This window comes from Microbispora sp. H10949 (assembly GCF_014161435.1).
Lineage (GTDB): Bacteria > Actinomycetota > Actinomycetes > Streptosporangiales > Streptosporangiaceae > Microbispora > Microbispora triticiradicis.
On the sequence record NZ_JABBWZ010000002.1, the window covers coordinates 67812 to 84261 of the forward strand.

A 16450-nucleotide genomic window follows, 5' to 3' on the forward strand; every position below is an offset into this window, starting at 1 on the left:
GCCTTTCGGTTTCGGATGACCGGTCGTTCACCGACGACGGACGAGGTCTTGGGGCTGCTGCGCGACGAGTAGCGGGCTCACGCGAAGGTGATCGCGCCATAGGGGGAAGCGGGAGCCGATAACATGCGGCAGGTGTCCGGAACGTCCGCACTGCCCGCCCCCCGCAGGTTCGCCTGGATGCTGTCGCCGTACGCGTTGCCGCTGCACGCCCTGCGGATCCTCGCGAAGTGCGCGCTCCCGCTGATCATCTGGTTCTCGCTCGGACGGCTCGTCCGGTGGGGCCTGCTCCTGCTGGCCGCGACCGTCTCGCACGGCTCGTGGTACCAGGCCCGGCTGGTCCTGGTGATGTTCCTGTTCACGCTCGTCGTGATGACGTCCCTCGCCACGACCGTGGGCATGCTGTACGTCGTCCGCGAGGCGCTGCTGGAGACCCGGGCCCGGCGCGCCGGAGGCGAGGCCAAGGAGAGCCTTCTCAACTCGCTCAATCGGACCGCGCTCGTCTTCGCCGGCATCTACACGACCTGGGGATTCGTCGCAGAGGACGCCCGCGACTTCATGGGCATCGACATCATGCGGCAGCCGGACCGGTATGTGCTCGACGCGGGCAGCGGAGACGACAGCGGGGTGGCGGCCGGGCTGATCAACCTGGACCCGAAGGTCTCCCTCGCGACGATGATGGTCGCCTACGGGGTGAAGTGGTACTTCGGCCGCCGCCACGAGGCGGGGAACGGCCGTTTCTCCGGTGTGCTCGCCACCTTCGGCGAGCTGGCGTTCGCCTTCTACGGCATCAACGCGGTCGCGACGGCCGTGGGGGCGCGCTCCGACTGGATCGGTCAGCGGTCCGCCGTCGCCGCCTGGCACGACCTCATGGCCGGGGCGGAGAGCGGAATCCCGGGGTGGCAGCAGGTCTCGGAGTGGCTGGGGGAGGTCTGGCCGTACGTGATCGACGCCCTGGCCGTCCCGCTCGCGTGGCTGACGGTCGGCATCCTCGTCTACGGCGCGTACGCGGAGGACACCCAGACCACGATCAGGGGCACCCGCCTCGAACAGGCGGCGGTGCACCTGGAACGGACGCATGACTGGACGAGGCGGGCGCTGGCCAAGCTGAGCGCCGGATGGACGGGCCGCTGGATCCCGCTGCTGAACTCCCTGCGCCTGACGGCCCGCGGGGGCGCGCCGCTGTTCGGCCTCTTCGCGCTGTGCTACGTCGGCCTGCACATCGGCGGTGACTTCCTCGGCAGGGCGGGCCGTTATCTCACCGCGAGCGAGGAGCCGTATCTCTGGTTCGCGACCGATGTGCCGATCAACTACGTGACGGATCTGGTCGTCACCCTGGTGACCATGTGCCTGATCGCCGCCACGTTCGACCTGGCCGCGACCCGGGCCCGGGCCGACGGACGGACAGGCGGCCGACCGGGCGGCCCGTCACCGGTCACCGCCGGAACCGCAGAACCTGATCGTCCCTCTCCGTCGCGCTGAAGGCGTCCTTCACGAAGTCCTTGGCCGACTGCCCGGGCACGTCCCGGTAGGTGCTCGGGCGGAGGGTGACCTCGACCTGGTCGGCCACCGAGGGCGGCACCACCCCCAGCATCTCCATCCGGTACGGCGTGCCGACCTTGTTCTCCTTGACGTCGGGCGGCGTCTCGTTGTTCAGCGTCTCGACCTGCCAGGTGCGCCCGGCCCGGTCCGTGAGCTTGACCTCCGACGGCGCCCCGTGACGAATGGCGCCCTCGGCGTCGAGCGCGGTCCTGGTGGCCACGATCTTCATCCACTGGCGGTCGGACCGCTCCGGCTTGCCGCTGGGGTCCTTGGTCTTCTCGACGGTGACCTGCCATGACACGTGCTGCACGGTCCCGGACTGGCCGGGTGGCACGACGTGGACGGTGTAGTCGGGGCGGCCGTACTTGTAGGCCTGGTAGCCGAAGAAGGAGGGGGCCGCGACGGCGAGCCCGACGGACAGCACGGTTCCGCCGATGAGCAGGCCCGTCCGCCGCCGCGCGGGCGAAGCGGACGCGTCCGTGGCGAGGTCCACGCCGGGCGGTTCCGCCGGCACGCCGTACGTGGGGGCAGCCGGCGGCATCCCGGCGGACGGGTCCGGTGGCGCGGCGAGGGGAGGCGCTGTGGGGGGAGGCGCCGCGGGGACGAGTGCCCGGGGCGGCGGCTGCCGGTTCGTCCGCAGCGCGGGGAAGGGCTGCGTCGACCTGTCCTCGCCCTCAGGCTCCGGAGGCGGCCACACGAGCTGGTCTGTCGGCGGGGCCAGTTTCCCGGGAATCGGGATGGACGGTGGCGCCGTCGGCATGGGCCGCGGCGGCAAAGCGCCGCTGTAGGTGATGTCGGAGGCGATGTCGGTGGGCTGCTCGGGAGGGGGCGCGAACCAGTCGCGGGTGTCCTGGCCGTTCCTCGGCGGGTTTCCGTCCATGGGCGTCTCGGTCATCGGCTCGGGCCCGCCAGTGTGTGGTAGTCCTCCGCCTGCGCGATCAGCCGGTCGGCGGCGGCGCCGGACAGATCCAGGTCGACCTGCGCCTCGGGCGCGTAGTTGTCGACGACCAGCGGGCTGTTGGGCGGGATGAAGACGAGGCTCGCGCCCGGCACCGCGTCCTTCGGCACCTCGAAGACGAGCGGTCCGCTCGTCCAGAATCCCGGCTGGATGTACCGGTTGAACAGGGTCAGGCTCTCGTCGACCTTGTCGGTGGGCAGGTAGCGCCGGCCGTCCCCGCTCAGGAGGAGGGGCGGGCTGAGCTTGCTCAGCTTCATCGGCTCCCGGACGCTGGTCGCGGTGACGTCGACCAGCAGGAACAGATGGCTCGTCCCCACCTTGCTCACCTTGCCGGAGTAGTCCGTCGTGTCCACGGCGTGGGCTGCGGTGACCGACACGGCCTTCACGGAGAAGCGCTTGGTCGTCACCGTCTCCCCGATGTGGCCGTTGTAGGTCAGGAAGGACGTGCGCTGCTCGAAGGGCATCGCGAAGTTCTGCTGCGCGTAGACGGCCGCCGCAGCGAGCAGGATGCCCGCCACTCCGGCGGCGAGACGCCGCCCCAGCCCGCGCCTGCGGGGCCGGCCGGCGGCGGCCCGGCGGGACGTACGGCTCTCGGCCTGGGCCAGCGCCATCAGCTGTCCTCCTTCCGCACCGGGAGGGTGATCCGCGCGGCGACCTCGGGTTGGAATGGGCCGTCGTCGTCCTCGTACTCGCCTGCGAGCATCCAGTCACGACTCTGGTTGAGCAGCCCGAGCGGCTCGTTCTCGAATTTGCCGAGGTCGAGACTGATCTCCTCGGGTGCGGTCGCGGTGGGCTGGAGCTCGTACTTCACCACGACCGTGGTGGTGATCCCAGGATGAAGCTGCTGGCTCTCGATGCCGTAGCTCAGCACCGAGGCCCGCGGGCCGTACTCGCTCTTCATCTCGGGGCGGGTCCGCAGCAGCGAGCCGGCGAAGGAGCCGGTCTGGCGGAAGCCCTTCCCGGGTTCCGGCACGATACCGACCGAGGCGGTCTCGTCGCCCATGTTGGTGACCTTGACGACGAGCTCCAGGTAGCGCTTGGGGTCGCCGAAGCTGCCCTTCTCCGTGGTGTCGATCGCCTTGATGAACTGGGTGCGGAACTGCCCCTGGTCGATCGTGTCCCCGGGCGAGGCCGTGGGCGGCGGTTCGTCCGGAGCCTCCTTGAGGCCGCCGAAGGCGGCGGTGACGCCGATGCCCACTACGGCCAGCACAGAGGCGACCGGGACCAGCACCGGGCGTCGCCGTCGGGCGCCATTGGGGGATGACGTCATGGCAAGCGATGGTAGTACGATCACAATCGCCCCATGGGCCCCATAGGTTCCAGGCGCCGGCGGGAAATAGGTCCGAATGGCGAGAAGGCCGCCCTGACAGGGCTTCCAGATCCTACGCTGTGACCTTAGGCGGACATGGAGGGCCCGTGGGCGACCCGCACCCCGAGCATGCCCAGTTGCAGGCGGACCGGATCTACCTGGGCTGGCAGTACGCTCTGCTGTACCCCGATCCGGGGCCGCCGCCGAAGCGGCCGGCGCGCGAGGACGTCGCCGAGCCTCCCGCCGAGAACAACGACTGGGTCCACCGGGAGCGTCTGCAGAAGGACCTGCTCAACCATCCGGTACGGCTCTTCCGCACGTTCATGGCCGTGCTGGCCGCCGGGATCCTCGTCCTCGGTGTGACCGGCCTGCTCACCTGGTCGTTCGTGCTGCTCGGGCTGGTCGCCGCGGGCGGTGTGGCGGCCATCTGCACCTACGCCATCCGGCAGGGCGACCGTACGGTCAACGAGCGGCTCGACGAGCGCCGCCGCAAGGCGCTGCGGGAGCAGGAGCGGCGGCAGCGGGAGATCATCACCGCCCAGGAGGAGCACGCCGCGAAGTACCGCGACTGGGCCGAGAAGAAGAACCGCTTCGACAAGCAGATCACCTGGTACGCCGTGGCGGTGCCCGACGAGATCGACCGGGTCGACGTGGCGGGCGGCACGCTGACCGGCTGGTCGGCGCTGGTCACGCTGATCGGCGCGACCCGCCTCTACAGCGGCGGCCACCTCACCGTGCTCGACCTGTCGGAGGGCGCGATCGCCAAGGACCTCATCGAGCTCGCCCGCCGGGGCGGGGACGACCCGCTGGTCTGGGTGCTCCCGGTCGACCTGCCCCGGCTCGACCTGGGGGCGACGCTCAAGCCCGAGGCGTTCGCCGACGTGCTGGCCCACGTGGTGAGCGTCAGCGAGGAGACCAGCCGGGACATCGGCTTCGACAACGCGATCCTGGAGCGCGTGCTGGAGGTCCTCGGCGAGAACGCCACGATCAGCCAGGTCACCGCCGCGCTGCGGGCGCTCGCGCAGGTGGGCGACCCGCGCGACGACATGAAGTACGGCCTGCTGACCGCCTCGCAGCTCGAACGCATCGGCACGCTGTTCGGCCGGGGCGTGGCCGACCGGGTCGTCATCGAGCGGGCCTGGGCGCTGGAGTCCCAGCTACGCAAGCTGGAGACGCTGGGCTCGGAGGCCGTACGGCTGCCGCCCGCGCGGCTGCGGGTGGTCAGCATGGACCGGCAGGCGGGCGTGTTCGGCAACCGGGTGCTCGGCACGTACGTCGCGACCGCGCTCACGCACATCCTTCGGCAGTCGCCGGCCAGCGAGCGGCCCTGGTACCACACGATCATCGTCGCGGGCGCGGACAAGCTCCGCGGCGACGTGCTCGACCGGCTCATGGACGCGTGCGAGACCTCACGCACCGGGCTCGTGCTGACCTACCGAAGCCTCACCCCGACCGTACGGGAACGGCTCGGCCGGGGGCACGCCGCCGTCGCGTTCATGCGGCTGGGCAACGCCGAGGACGCCCGGGTGGCCAGCGAGCACGTCGGCACCGAGCACCGCCTCGAACTCGCCCAGCTCACCGAGACGTTCAGCACGGCGGTCCCCTCCCCGAGCGGGTTCTACACCTCCACCGTCGGCGAGGGCCGTACGGAGGGGGAGGACATGCGGGAGGGCGACCTGCGCGAGGACATCACGGAGTCGACCGAGTGGGGCCGGCGCGCGCCCACGGTGGCCGACGGGGTCCTGCAGCGGTCGCGGGAGTTCCTGGTCGAGCCGCACCAGCTCCAGCAGCTGCCCACGACGTCCGTGATCGTCACCTACTCGACGGCGGAGGGACGCCAGGTGCGCCTGGCGGACGCGAACCCGGCGATACTCACCTTCCCGAAGACGACGCTGGGGGAGTTCGAGGAGATCCGCCGCGCCGCCCTGACGCCGCGGGAACCCGATCCCGAGCCGGAGCCGGCCGAGCCCACGCTGCCCGAGGTCCCCCCGAACCTCGGTCCGCCGCCGCCCCGCCTCGACTGGCGCAAGCGGCCATGACACGGTCCGCGGTCGGTAAGGGCATCGTCAACCGAGGTGTGCAGGCGTGATCGTTGAAGGAGTCTCTTCCCTGTTCGTCGTCGACTGAGGGGTCTCATTGCATCCGTTCCCTCTGAGCGGGCCGTGGTACCGGATCCAGGCGATCACCGCTCCCTCGCGCACTTCGTCCGCGGAGTGGGACTTCGTCACGGTGCTCCCCGCGGTCCTGTCCGCCGCGCAGCGCAACCGGCCGTTCGTCATCGGCTGGCTGTCGCGTGGGTCGGGTGCCCCGCTTGAGCTGATCACCAACGCGGGGCCGCTCACGCCGCCCAAGCCGCCGCGCCGGGCGGCCTCGGCCCCGGAGCCGCCGGTCACCGGCCCGCAGCCGCTGCTGTTCCCCGGTGGCGCGCGGGGCGTGGAGATCGGCGACGAGTGGCTGGCCGACCTCGCCGACCTCGTCTGGACGCCGTGCCCCGGCCGTCAGGCCCCGCCGCTCTACGGCAGGCGCGAGCCGGAGCCGGACGAGCCCAAGCGGCCCACGCTCTTCGAGTCGACGCTGGTCACGCTCATGTCCCGGCCGTTCGCCTGGGTGGTCGTCGCCGAGCCGACCGACCTGCTCGACGCCGAGGTCGCCCACCTGCGCACCCAGCTCAACGTGCTGCGCCAGTACGGCGACGCCTCCGAGCGGTCGCGGTTCGACGCCGAGCGGGCCGAGCGCAGGATGCAGGAGCTGGACGCGTTCCGCGAGGCAGGTCTGTGGAACGTCCGGGTGCTCGCCGGCGCGGCGGGCCCCGACGAACTGCGCCAGATCGCGCCGGTGCTGGTCGGCTCGGTGGAGATGAGCCACCACCCCTACCGGCTGCGCAGCGCCATGACGCTGCCCGCCCTGTCGGGGGACGGCGCGAGCGAGTCGGTGTACGGCTTCGCCGAGGCGCTGGCCGTCGACCTGCAGGACTCGGCCGACGGCGCGGCGGCGCCGTTCGCGGCGACGGCGGGGGCCCTCGCCGCGCTCGCCGGGCTGCCGCGCCGGGAGGTGCCGGGGGTCCGGGTGCTCGACGCCGGCTTCTTCGACGTGACGAGCGAGGCCGACGTGGAGGGCTCGGAGTCGATCGACCTCGGCGCGATCGTCGACGGGCAGGACCGCGCCGTCGGCGCGTTCCGGGTGCCGCTCGCGACGCTGAACCGGCACGCCTTCGTCACCGGCGCCACCGGCTCCGGCAAGTCCCAGACCGTACGGCACCTGCTGGAGCAGCTCACGATCGCGGGCATCCCGTGGCTGGCCATCGAACCGGCCAAGTCGGAGTACGCCGCGATGGCCGGCCGCGTCGAGCACCTGGGCCCGCTGACCGTCATCAACCCCTCGGCGCCGGACAACGTGCCGATCAGCGTCAACCCGCTCGCGCCCGAGCCCGGCTATCCCGTGCAGGCGCACATCGACATGGTCAGGGCGCTGTTCCTGGCGGCCTTCGACGCCGAGGAGCCGTTCCCGCAGATCATGTCGCTGGCGTTGCAGCGCGTCTACGAGGCCAACGGCTGGGACGTGGTGACCGGCGGCGGCATCCCGGGGGCCGCCGTGCAGCCGGCGGTGCCGACGCTGGAGCAGCTCCAGCAGCACGCGCTGGAGGTCATCCAGGAGATCGGGTACGGCAACGAGGTCCAGGCCGACGTCGAGGGCTTCATCAGCCTGCGCCTGCGCAGCCTGCGCGTCGGCAGCGCGGGCCGGTTCTTCGAGGGCGGCCATCCGGCCGACATCGGCGGCCTGCTCCAGCGCAACGTGGTGCTCGCGATCGAGGACGTCGCCAACGACGAGGACAAGGCGTTCCTCATGGGCACGCTGATCATCCGGATCGTCGAGCACCTGCGGATGCGGGCCCGTTCCGAGCCGCGGGCCGAGGACGGCGTCGGCGGCCTGCGGCACGTCATCGTGATCGAGGAGGCCCACCGGCTGCTGCGCGACCGGGGCTCCCAGCGGGCCTCCACCCACGCCGTCGAACTGCTGGCCGGGATGCTCGCCGAGATCAGGGCGTACGGCGAGGGCATCGTCGTGGCCGAGCAGATCCCGACCAAGCTCGTCTCCGACGTGGTGAAGAACACCGCGCTCAAGGTCGTGCACCGGCTCCCGGCCGAGGACGACCGCGCGCTGGTCGGCGCGGCGATGAACCTCAGCGAGGACCAGTCGCGTCAGGTCGTGTCGCTCCAGCCGGGCTTCGCCGCGGTGTTCGCCGACGGCATGGACCGCCCGCTGCGCGTCCAGGTGCCGCTGGGCGAGGACCGCGAGCGTGAGACGCTCGGCCCGGTCCCGCCGATCTGCGGCCGCCGTTCGGCCGCCTGCGGGCGCGAGTGCCGCACGGGCAAGGCCTGCACGCTGGTGGAGTTGCGCGAGGCCGACCTGCTCGCGGTGGCCCCCGAGTGGGCCTGGCTGCGGATCTGGACCGACACGGCGGTCCTGGCGTTCGTGACGAACCGGTCGCTGCCGGGCGTGCCGCGCGTGCTCGCCGACATCTGGGCGGAGCTGCCGGTCAAGCGGCGCGAGTGCCTGCTGGCCACGCTGGTCGAGCGGTCGGTGTCGCGCCGCGCCTGGTCGCTGCGCACCTGGTTCGACCCCGCGCTGCTCACCGAGAAGGCCGCCGAGGTGGCGGCCGGGCTGCTCGCGGCCGGTCAGGCGGACGGCGCGGAGGGCGAGCCGCCGATGCGCGCCGGCGAGCGGCCGGGCGCGGCCTGGGTCATCCCGCAGGTCCGCTGGCTGCACGAGGTGGACCGGCTGTTCCCCTTCGGGCATCCCGCGCCCAACCTGCGCAGCCCCGCCCCGGCGATGGAGTATCCGCTGTTCGGCACCGACCCCGCCGGCCGGCCGTACCCCCACCAGGGGGTCAACGGCGCCGAGCCCGCCGAGGGCGCGGTGGCGGTCGGCGTGCGCACGGAGCTGCTGGGCCACCGGGCCAAGGCGCTGCGCCACCACCCGCTGTCGATGGAGGTGGACCGCAACCGCGCGCTGGCCTGGCGGGTCCTCCTCGGCGACGACGAGCACGAGGGCATCCAGCGGGACGTGACGACGGTCGCCATCGGCGTCGAGCCGCGTGAGCGGATCAGATACATCGCCCAGACGATGAGCGCGGGCTGGCTGGAGACCGTGCTGTCCTGGCCGCGCCGGTTCGTGCTGCCCTTCGACGGCGACACCCCCGCCGAGCTGTCCTTCGGATCGTGATTTCGGGCGGGGGCACTAGGATCTGGGCATGAGTCAGCTTCCGTTGCGGGCCCAGCTCGCCAGTGCTCTGGGCCGTACGGCCGCGACGCTGTCCAGGGCCACCGGGCGCGGCGACGGCTCGGTGATCGGCGGCAGGGTGGGCCTCATGCTGGAGCCCGACCTGCTGCGCAAGCTCGCGGCCGACCGCAAGCTCGTCCTGGTCAGCGCGACGAACGGCAAGACCACGACGACCCGTCTCATCACCTCGGCGCTGCAGGAGCTCGGCGACGTGGCGACGAACGCGTTCGGCGCCAACATGCCCGCCGGGCACGTGTCGGCGCTCGCCTCCAGCAAGGGCGCGCCGTACGGCGTGCTGGAGGTGGACGAGAAGTACCTGCCCGAGGTGCTGGACACCACCGAGGCCGGGATCATCTGCCTCATGAACCTGAGCCGCGACCAGATGGACCGGGCGGCCGAGATCTGGCTGCTGGCCCAGAAGTGGCGCCGCGCGCTCGCGGGCCGGCCCGCCCATGTGATCGCCAACTGCGACGACCCGCTGGTCACCTGGGGCGCGTCCACCGCCGCCCGGGTGACGTGGGTGGCGGCCGGGCAGCGCTGGCGGGAGGACTCCTGGTGCTGCCCCGAGTGCGGCGGCCCGCTCGACCGGGCCGGTTTCGGCAACGGCGGGCAGAACCTGACCGCCGCCCAGCTCGCCGACACCAGCTGGGCGTGCCGCGAGTGCACCTTCCACCGTCCCGAGCCCAACTGGGTGCTCGACGGTGAGGACGTGATCGACCCCCGCGGGCAGCGCTGGCGGCTGGACCTCCAGCTTCCCGGCCAGGCGAACCGGGCGAACGCCGCCGTCGCGCTGGCGGTCGCCGAGACGCTGGGCCTCGACCCCGGCCGGGCGCTGCCCCGGCTGCGTACGGTCACCTCGGTCGCGGGCCGCTACACCACCGTCGAGCGGGAGGGCAGATCGCTGCGCCTGCTGCTGGCCAAGAACCCGGCCGGCTGGCTGGAGGCGTTCGACGTCGCCGACCCGGCGCTGCCGATCATCCTGTCGGTGAACGCGCAGGGGCCGGACGGCCGCGACACCTCCTGGCTGTGGGACGTCGACTACCGCATCCTGCGGGGCCGGCCCGTGCTGGTCACCGGCGAACGCCGCCTCGACCTCGCGCTGCGGCTGGCCGTCGCGGAGGTGCCCTTCCAGCTCTGCGAGTCGTTCGAGCAGGCGGTGGCCGTCCTCGCCCCCGGCAAGATCGACGTGATCGCCAACTACACCGCGTTCCAGCAGATCCGAGCGGAGTTCGGCCGTGCCGTCTGAATTGTCCATCGTCTGGATCTATCCCGACCTGCTCAGCACGTACGGGGACCAGGGGAACGTCCTGGTGCTGGAGCAGCGGGCCCGGGCCAGGGGGATCCCCACCCGGACCATCCACGTGCGCTCCTCGGACCCCGTGCCGCAGCAGGGCGACGTCTACCTGATCGGCGGCGGCGAGGACCGGCCGCAGATCCTCGGCGCCGAGCGGCTGCGCCGCGACGGCGGCCTGCACGCCGCGATCCAGCGGGGTGCGGCCCTGCTGGCGGTCTGCGCCGGCTACCAGATCATGGGCACGGTGTTCGGCGGCGAGGAGGGCCAGCCGGTGTCCGGCGTCGGCCTGCTCGACATCAGCTCGGGGCGCGGCGAGCGGCGCGCGGTCGGCGAACTGGCCGCCGAGGTCGACCCCGCGCTGGGGCTGCCCACGCTGACCGGGTTCGAGAACCACATGGGCGTGACCAGGCTGGGCCCGGGGGTGCGCCCGCTGTCCAGGACGGTCGTCGGCACCGGCAACGGTGACGGCACGGAGGGCTGCTACGCGGGCCGGATCATCGGCACCTACCTGCACGGCCCGGCGCTCGCCCGCAACCCCGCGCTGGCCGACCTGCTGCTGAGCTGGGTGACCGGGCCGCTGCCCGCGATCGACGACGGCTGGTACCAGGCGCTGCGCGACGAGCGCCTGCGCGCGGTGCTGCCCGCCTGACCCGCCCGCGCCTCCGGTCCCCGAGAAATCGGGGGCCGGCGGCCGATCGCCGGGCGGGCCCGGAGCGGGATCAGTAGACGATCGCCTGCACGCCCTCGCCCAGGACCTCCTCGACGAACGTGGGGGCTCCCGCGATGCGGACCCCGTTGATGACGTCGTCCACCGTGATGCCCCTGCGGGCGGCGCACTGCGTGCACAGCGTGACCCTGCCCGCGGCGAGGACGGCCGCGAGCAGGTCCTCCAGCGGCGCGGCCTCGGCCAGGGTGAACTCCTTGGCCCGCCCCGGCAGGGCGAACCAGGAGGATTCGCCGGTCAGCCACAGCGAGACCGGGACACCGCTCGCCAGCGCCGCCGCCGCGACCGTGAAGGCCTGGTTGCAGCGCTCCGGGGCGTCCGCCCCGGCCGTCACCTTGATCACCAAAGATCGTGCCATAACGGAAGCCTAGTCCGCCGGGCCCCCGTGCGTTCTCCGCCACTCACTTCTCGCCGCGCACCAGGTCGGGACGGAACGCGAGGACGAGCCCGAGAGTGGTGTACCCCACCAGCAGGTGGGCCGCGCCGACGACGTTGGACACGGAGGTGCCGAAGATCGCCAGGGTCGGGAGGGTCACGACCACCCAGCTCTCGGCGACGAGCGGCCACAGGCGGGCCGCCCCGCGCCACCGGCCGGTGATGGCGATCTTGACACCGAGCACGAACATGCCCAGCATCGACAGCGGCCAGAACGCGTCGAGGATCCCGAGCCAGACCGTGTCACGCGCGGCCGGGAAGAGCCCGTGGACGAGGCTCCACATCATGGCCAGGCCCAGCAGCACCCGCTCAGCCTGCACCATGCCGCGCGCCACGCGGCTCACGCCGGTCGCACCGGTGCGGAGCATGATCGTGAGAAGGCACTGGGCGCCGATCTGGAACGCCAGGCCGGCCAGGTCCGTGATCATGAGGCCCGGGTCGCCCGCGACGTCGAAGCCGTAGACGAAGCTGACGGCCGACCAGGTCAGCGCGCCGGTGGAGAGGCCCAGGGCCAGCCGGCGCACCGTCGGGTCGGCGAGCCCTCCGGTGGGAGTGGCGGTGGGGGCGGCGGGGTCCGTGTGCGCCGGGACGTGGGAGGTGCTGGTCATCGGGCTTCCTTCGATCCGGGGGTGGAGCGGCGGTGAGGATCACCGCGGCGACGGGGACGATCCTGCTGAACCACCGCCCTGGGCCGTCAGGGTGCGGCGTCCCGATTCCGGGCCCGTCTCGTGTCCCAGGACGGACGGGACGCGCGTCCTAGGGACATCCCGTTCCGCCTGCGGCACACTGCTCTGGTGCGGTTTGTGATGGTTCGTCGGCCTGTGCGCCTGAACGTCGCCGGGCTCGCGTTCCTCGTGGTCGCGATGGCCGCAGCGGTGGCGGCGGCGCTGATCGGCCTGCGGGTGCCGCAGGCCCATCGGGTCCTGCTCGACCTGCCTCCGGCGGGTCCCGACGCGATGGCGGGCGTCGCGCTGGCCACCGCCGGCGCGGCGGTGCTCACCCGGCACGCGCGCCATCCCCTGGGCCGGCTCATGGCGGTCTTCGGCGCCTGGTGGGCGGTGGACGACGCGGCCGCCTCGTGGCTCGCCTACGCAACTCTGCACCACCCCGCACTGCCGGGCGGGTCGGCGGCTTTCTTCGTCTACCAGCGGCTCGGCGCGGGACTGTTGCTGCTGCTGCCGCTGGTGCTGCTGCTCTACCCCGACGGGAAGATGCCCACGGGCTGGTGGCGCGGGGTCACGCTGGTCAGCCTGGCGCTGACGAGCCTGCTCCCGCTGGTCCTGGTCGCGGTGCCGTCCGCCATCGCGCAGGCGATCACGGACTCCCGGCCGATCCCCGCGCCGCTGACCGCCCTCGACCTCGATCCGCTGTACGTCCCGCTGCCGGACGCCGTCTGGAGCGGCGTGCTCCTGGTGGCCCAGCTGTGCATCCCGCTCAGCCTCCTCGCGCCGTTCGTCGTGGTGGTGCGGCGTTACCAGAGGTCGGCCGGCGTCGGCCGGGCGCGCATGCGCTGGCTGCTGTGGGCGGCCGTGGCCGACCTGCTGGTCATGCTGACCATCCGGCTGCTGCCGAACGACTTCGGCACCGCCGGTCTCGATATCGCCCTGGTCCTCACGGCCGGATCGGTCGCGGTCGGGATCGTCCGGCCGGACCTCGTCGACATCGACCGGCTGCTCGGCGGGACCGTGGTGTACGGCGCCCTGCTCGCCCTGACCCTCCTGCTCGACCTGCTGGTCCTCGGCGGCGCGGGCCGCCTGCTCGGGCCGCGCCTGAACGAGGGGGAACGCCTGGTCATCGCCGTCTTCGCGGTCGCCATCCTGTACGCGCAGCTACGGCACCGGCTGTGGCGGCTGGTGCGGCGCTGGGTCGTGGGCGAACGGGACGATCCCTACCGCGTGATGTCCGGGCTCGCCGAGCGGCTGGAGCGGGCCGACGACTCGGGGACGCAGCTTCTCACGCTGGCGCGGACGGTGGCGCGGGCCTTCCGGTCGCCGTACGTCGGCGTGGAGATCACGCAGGTCAGCGGTGAACGGCTGCTGGTCGAGGACGGCGAGCGTCCCGCCGGGACGCGCGCCCTGCCCATCACCTACCGCGGCGAGGAGATCGGCCGGTTGCTGCTGCCCCGCCAGGCGCCCTCCCGCACCCGGCTCTCGTCGGACGACGAGCGCCTGCTGGCCGACCTGATCCGGCAGGCCGCCGCGGCCGCCCGCGCCGTACGCCTCGCCGAGGAGTTGCAGGGCGGCCGCGAGCGCCTGGTCGCGGCGGTGGAGGACGAACGCCGCCGCCTGCGCCGCGAGTTGCACGACGGCCTCGGGCCGGCCCTGGCCGCGGTCGCCTCCCGCGTCGACACCGCGCGGATCACCGCCCGCCGCTCGCCCGAGGAGGCGGACCGGATCCTCGGTCTGGCCCGGCAGGAGCTCACCGGGATGCTCACCGAGGTGCGGCGCCTGGTGCACGGCCTGCGGCCGCCCGCGCTCGACGACGTCGGGCTGGTCGGGGCGATCCGGCAGCAGGCGGAGCGGCTGCGGGCCCCGGGGCTCGCCGTCCGGGTCGAGGAGCACGGAGACCTGTCCGACCTCCCGGCGGCGGTCGAGGTGGCGGCGTACCGGATCGCGTCCGAGGCCCTCACCAACGTGGTCCGGCACGCGCGGGCCGGCGAGTGCGTGATCACGCTCACCCGCGACGGCGAGGCGGGGTGCCTCGACGTCGTGACGACCGACGACGGCGTCGGCCTCGGCGACGGAGTGGTGAGCGGCGTGGGCCTCGTCTCCCTGCGCGAACGGGCCGCCGAACTCGGCGGGTCGTGCAGTGTGACCTCCGCCGGGTCCGGCGGCACGCGGGTGTGGGCGCGGCTGCCCATCGGACCGCCCGCCACGAGGCGCGAGGCCGTGACGCGAGCGGCGACGACGGAAGAGGTGGGGATATGACGGGACAGCGCCCGGTGACGGTGCTCGTGGTGGACGACCACCCGGTGTTCCGCGAGGGCTTCGCGGCCCTGCTGGGCAGCATCGACGAGGTCGAGGTCGTCGGGACCGCCGCGACCGGCGCCGAGGCCGTCGAGCAGGCCGCCCGGCGCGAGCCCGACGTCGTGGTCATGGACGTCTCGATGCCCGGCATGGACGGGATCGAGGCCACCCGCCACATCCTGCGGGAGCGGCCGGAGACCGGTGTCGTGGTGCTGACCATGTCCGAGGAGGACGGCACGATCTTCGAGGCGCTCCGCGCCGGAGCGCGCGGCTACCTGCTCAAGGGCGCGGAGCCCGAGGAGGTGGTGCGCGCGATCACCACCGTGGCCGGCGGCGGCGTGGTGTTCGGGGCGGTCCTCGCCGGGCGGATCACCGACTTCCTGGCCCCCAGGCCGCAGAGCGGCGCCGCCACGGCGTTCCCCGGCCTGACCGCCCGCGAACACGAGGTGCTCGACCTGGTGGCCGCCGGGCTGTCGAACGGCGAGATCGCCGCGCGGCTGTTCCTGTCCCAGAAGACCGTGCGCAACCACGTGCACGCGGTGCTCGGCAAGATCCAGGCGGCCGACCGGGCGGAGGCGATCATCCGGGGGCGGGACGCCGGCCTCGGCCGCTGAGGCCCCGCGGCCGGGCTGTGCGGTTCTGTCGGGAGGGCCGTCCACCGCCTCTAAGCTCGTCTCCATGGACGTACACCCCGACCTTGAGCCGATCGCCTTCCTCCTGGGCCGCTGGGAGGGGGCCGGCGTGATCGGCTATCCCACCATGGAGAGCGCCAACTTCGGCCAGGAAGTCGTGTTCGGGCACAACGGGAAGCCGTTCCTGAGCTACCGGAGCCGTAGCTGGCTGCTCGACGCCGAGGGCAACAAGGTCAGACCGCTGTCCACCGAGGCGGGCTTCTGGCGCATCCAGCCCGGGCGCCAGATCGAGGTGTGCCTCGCGCATCCCACCGGCATCGTCGAGATCTACGTGGGGGAGGTCGTCTTCCACAAGATCGAGCTGCGTACGGACGTGGTCGCGCGCACCACGACGGCCAAGGAGTACAACGCGGGCCACCGGCTGTACGGCCTGGTGAACGGCAACCTCATGTACGCCTACGACATGGCGGCGGTGGGGCACCCGCTGCAGTCGCACGCCTCCGCGGAGCTCAGGAGGACCGGCGACTTCGACGAGCAGGGCTGACGAGAGCGGGAGCGGGGGAAAGAAAGAACCCCGGGCGCGCTCCGCCTCCTGGGGAGGCGGGCCGGCTGGACCATGACCGAGGACGTTCGTCCGCGGCCGCCGGCTGCCCGGGGTTCCGGTGTCTGTCGAGGATTCGCCGGGACGTCGTACGACATCCAGACGGAGGGTCCAGATGGACGAGTCCTAGCGGACAGCCACCTCGCTAGCCCAATAATGATCAACCATTGTTTGGACCACCTCCCTTCTGCGTGCCTTCAAGTTATGCGAGCGATCCGCGAAGGGGCAAGCGGATTATCGGCCGCCCCCCGGGGCGTGGCGGAGGCCGGTTTCCGCGCCACGACCTAAACTTCTGGTCATGGCCGAGACTTGGCACGAGGAGCTGCGGGCCCGCGGCTACCGGATCACCCCCCAGCGCCAGCTCGTGCTGGAAGCGGTCACCGAGCTGGGGCACGCCACGCCGGAGGACATCTGCGCCCGGGTGCAGCGGACGGCCAGAGGGGTCAACATCTCGACCGTCTACCGGACCCTCGAACTGCTGGAGGAGCTCGGGCTCGTCACCCACACCCACCTGGGGCACGGCGCTCCGACCTATCACCTCGCCTCGGAGGCCGATCACGTCCACCTCGTCTGCCGGGGCTGCGGCGAGGTCACTGAGGTGGCCCCCCCGCTCGTGGACGGCCTCGTCTCGGCCCTCGACGCGGAGCTGGGCTTCGCGACCGACGTGCGCCACCTCACCGTCTTCGGCACCTGCCGCAAGTGCCGCTGACCT

14 protein-coding genes are annotated in these 16450 nt (G+C 72.6%); 9 read left to right on the forward strand and 5 right to left on the reverse strand.

The features are described 5' to 3' along the window. Positions 1–132: 132 nt before the first annotated feature. Positions 133–1479, forward strand: coding sequence for a hypothetical protein (locus tag HHX40_RS04505; RefSeq protein WP_182879555.1), 1347 nt, complete (start codon positions 133–135; stop codon positions 1477–1479). Here HHX40_RS04505 and HHX40_RS04510 read toward each other — a convergent pair. Genes HHX40_RS04510 through HHX40_RS04520 form a run of 3 tightly spaced genes read right to left on the reverse strand, consistent with a single transcriptional unit; the run spans position 1433 to position 3767 of the window. Continuing rightward, complete coding sequence (locus tag HHX40_RS04510; protein WP_182879556.1) at positions 1433–2434, reverse strand: hypothetical protein; 1002 nt, start codon at positions 2432–2434, stop codon at positions 1433–1435. The genes HHX40_RS04505 and HHX40_RS04510 overlap by 47 nt on opposite strands. After that, on the reverse strand, positions 2431–3108 hold the full coding sequence (locus tag HHX40_RS04515) for a DUF4352 domain-containing protein (RefSeq protein WP_182879557.1): 678 nt from the start codon (positions 3106–3108) through the stop codon (positions 2431–2433). The genes HHX40_RS04510 and HHX40_RS04515 overlap by 4 nt, the downstream gene beginning before the upstream one ends. After that, positions 3108–3767, reverse strand: coding sequence for a hypothetical protein (locus HHX40_RS04520; RefSeq protein ID WP_182879558.1), 660 nt, complete (start codon positions 3765–3767; stop codon positions 3108–3110). The genes HHX40_RS04515 and HHX40_RS04520 overlap by 1 nt, the downstream gene beginning before the upstream one ends. Before the next feature lie 146 nt (positions 3768–3913). Between HHX40_RS04520 and HHX40_RS04525 the strand changes: the two genes are divergently transcribed. From HHX40_RS04525 to HHX40_RS04540, 4 genes are all read left to right on the forward strand, one after another. Then, the gene (locus HHX40_RS04525; RefSeq protein WP_182879559.1) at positions 3914–5845 is read left to right on the forward strand and encodes a hypothetical protein; all 1932 of its coding nucleotides are present in this window, start codon (positions 3914–3916) and stop codon (positions 5843–5845) included. Between the two features lie 97 nt (positions 5846–5942). Beyond that, positions 5943–9029, forward strand: coding sequence for an ATP-binding protein (locus HHX40_RS04530; RefSeq protein WP_182879560.1), 3087 nt, complete (start codon positions 5943–5945; stop codon positions 9027–9029). A 28-nt stretch (positions 9030–9057) separates the two neighbouring features. Then, positions 9058–10332, forward strand: a complete 1275-nt coding sequence (locus HHX40_RS04535) for a MurT ligase domain-containing protein (RefSeq protein ID WP_182879561.1) — start codon at positions 9058–9060, stop codon at positions 10330–10332. Next, the gene (locus HHX40_RS04540; RefSeq protein ID WP_111697706.1) at positions 10322–11029 is read left to right on the forward strand and encodes a type 1 glutamine amidotransferase; all 708 of its coding nucleotides are present in this window, start codon (positions 10322–10324) and stop codon (positions 11027–11029) included. Before HHX40_RS04535 ends, HHX40_RS04540 begins: the two co-directional genes overlap by 11 nt. Positions 11030–11099: 70 nt before the next feature. Here the strand turns inward: HHX40_RS04540 and HHX40_RS04545 are convergent, their stop codons facing one another. Both HHX40_RS04545 and HHX40_RS04550 read right to left on the reverse strand, forming a co-directional pair. Then, a complete protein-coding gene (locus HHX40_RS04545; RefSeq protein ID WP_182879562.1) occupies positions 11100–11462 on the reverse strand; it encodes a DsrE family protein in 363 nt (120 codons plus the stop codon). Between the two features lie 43 nt (positions 11463–11505). Next, positions 11506–12147 carry a hypothetical protein gene (locus HHX40_RS04550; RefSeq protein WP_182879563.1) on the reverse strand — a complete coding sequence of 214 codons (642 nt, stop codon included), beginning with the start codon at positions 12145–12147 and terminating at the stop codon, positions 11506–11508. Positions 12148–12360: 213 nt separating this feature from the next. Between HHX40_RS04550 and HHX40_RS04555 the strand changes: the two genes are divergently transcribed. The 4 genes from HHX40_RS04555 (at position 12361) to HHX40_RS04570 (ending at position 16447) form a co-directional block, all read left to right on the forward strand. Further along, on the forward strand, positions 12361–14466 hold the full coding sequence (locus HHX40_RS04555; RefSeq protein ID WP_182879564.1) for a histidine kinase: 2106 nt from the start codon (positions 12361–12363) through the stop codon (positions 14464–14466). Then, complete coding sequence (locus HHX40_RS04560) at positions 14463–15119, forward strand: response regulator (protein ID WP_182879565.1); 657 nt, start codon at positions 14463–14465, stop codon at positions 15117–15119. The genes HHX40_RS04555 and HHX40_RS04560 overlap by 4 nt, the downstream gene beginning before the upstream one ends. Positions 15120–15183: 64 nt before the next feature. Then, the gene (locus tag HHX40_RS04565; RefSeq protein WP_182879566.1) at positions 15184–15681 is read left to right on the forward strand and encodes an FABP family protein; all 498 of its coding nucleotides are present in this window, start codon (positions 15184–15186) and stop codon (positions 15679–15681) included. A gap of 355 nt (positions 15682–16036) precedes the next feature. Next, the gene (locus tag HHX40_RS04570) at positions 16037–16447 is read left to right on the forward strand and encodes a Fur family transcriptional regulator (RefSeq protein WP_111697701.1); all 411 of its coding nucleotides are present in this window, start codon (positions 16037–16039) and stop codon (positions 16445–16447) included. The last annotated feature ends 3 nt before the right edge of the window (positions 16448–16450 follow it).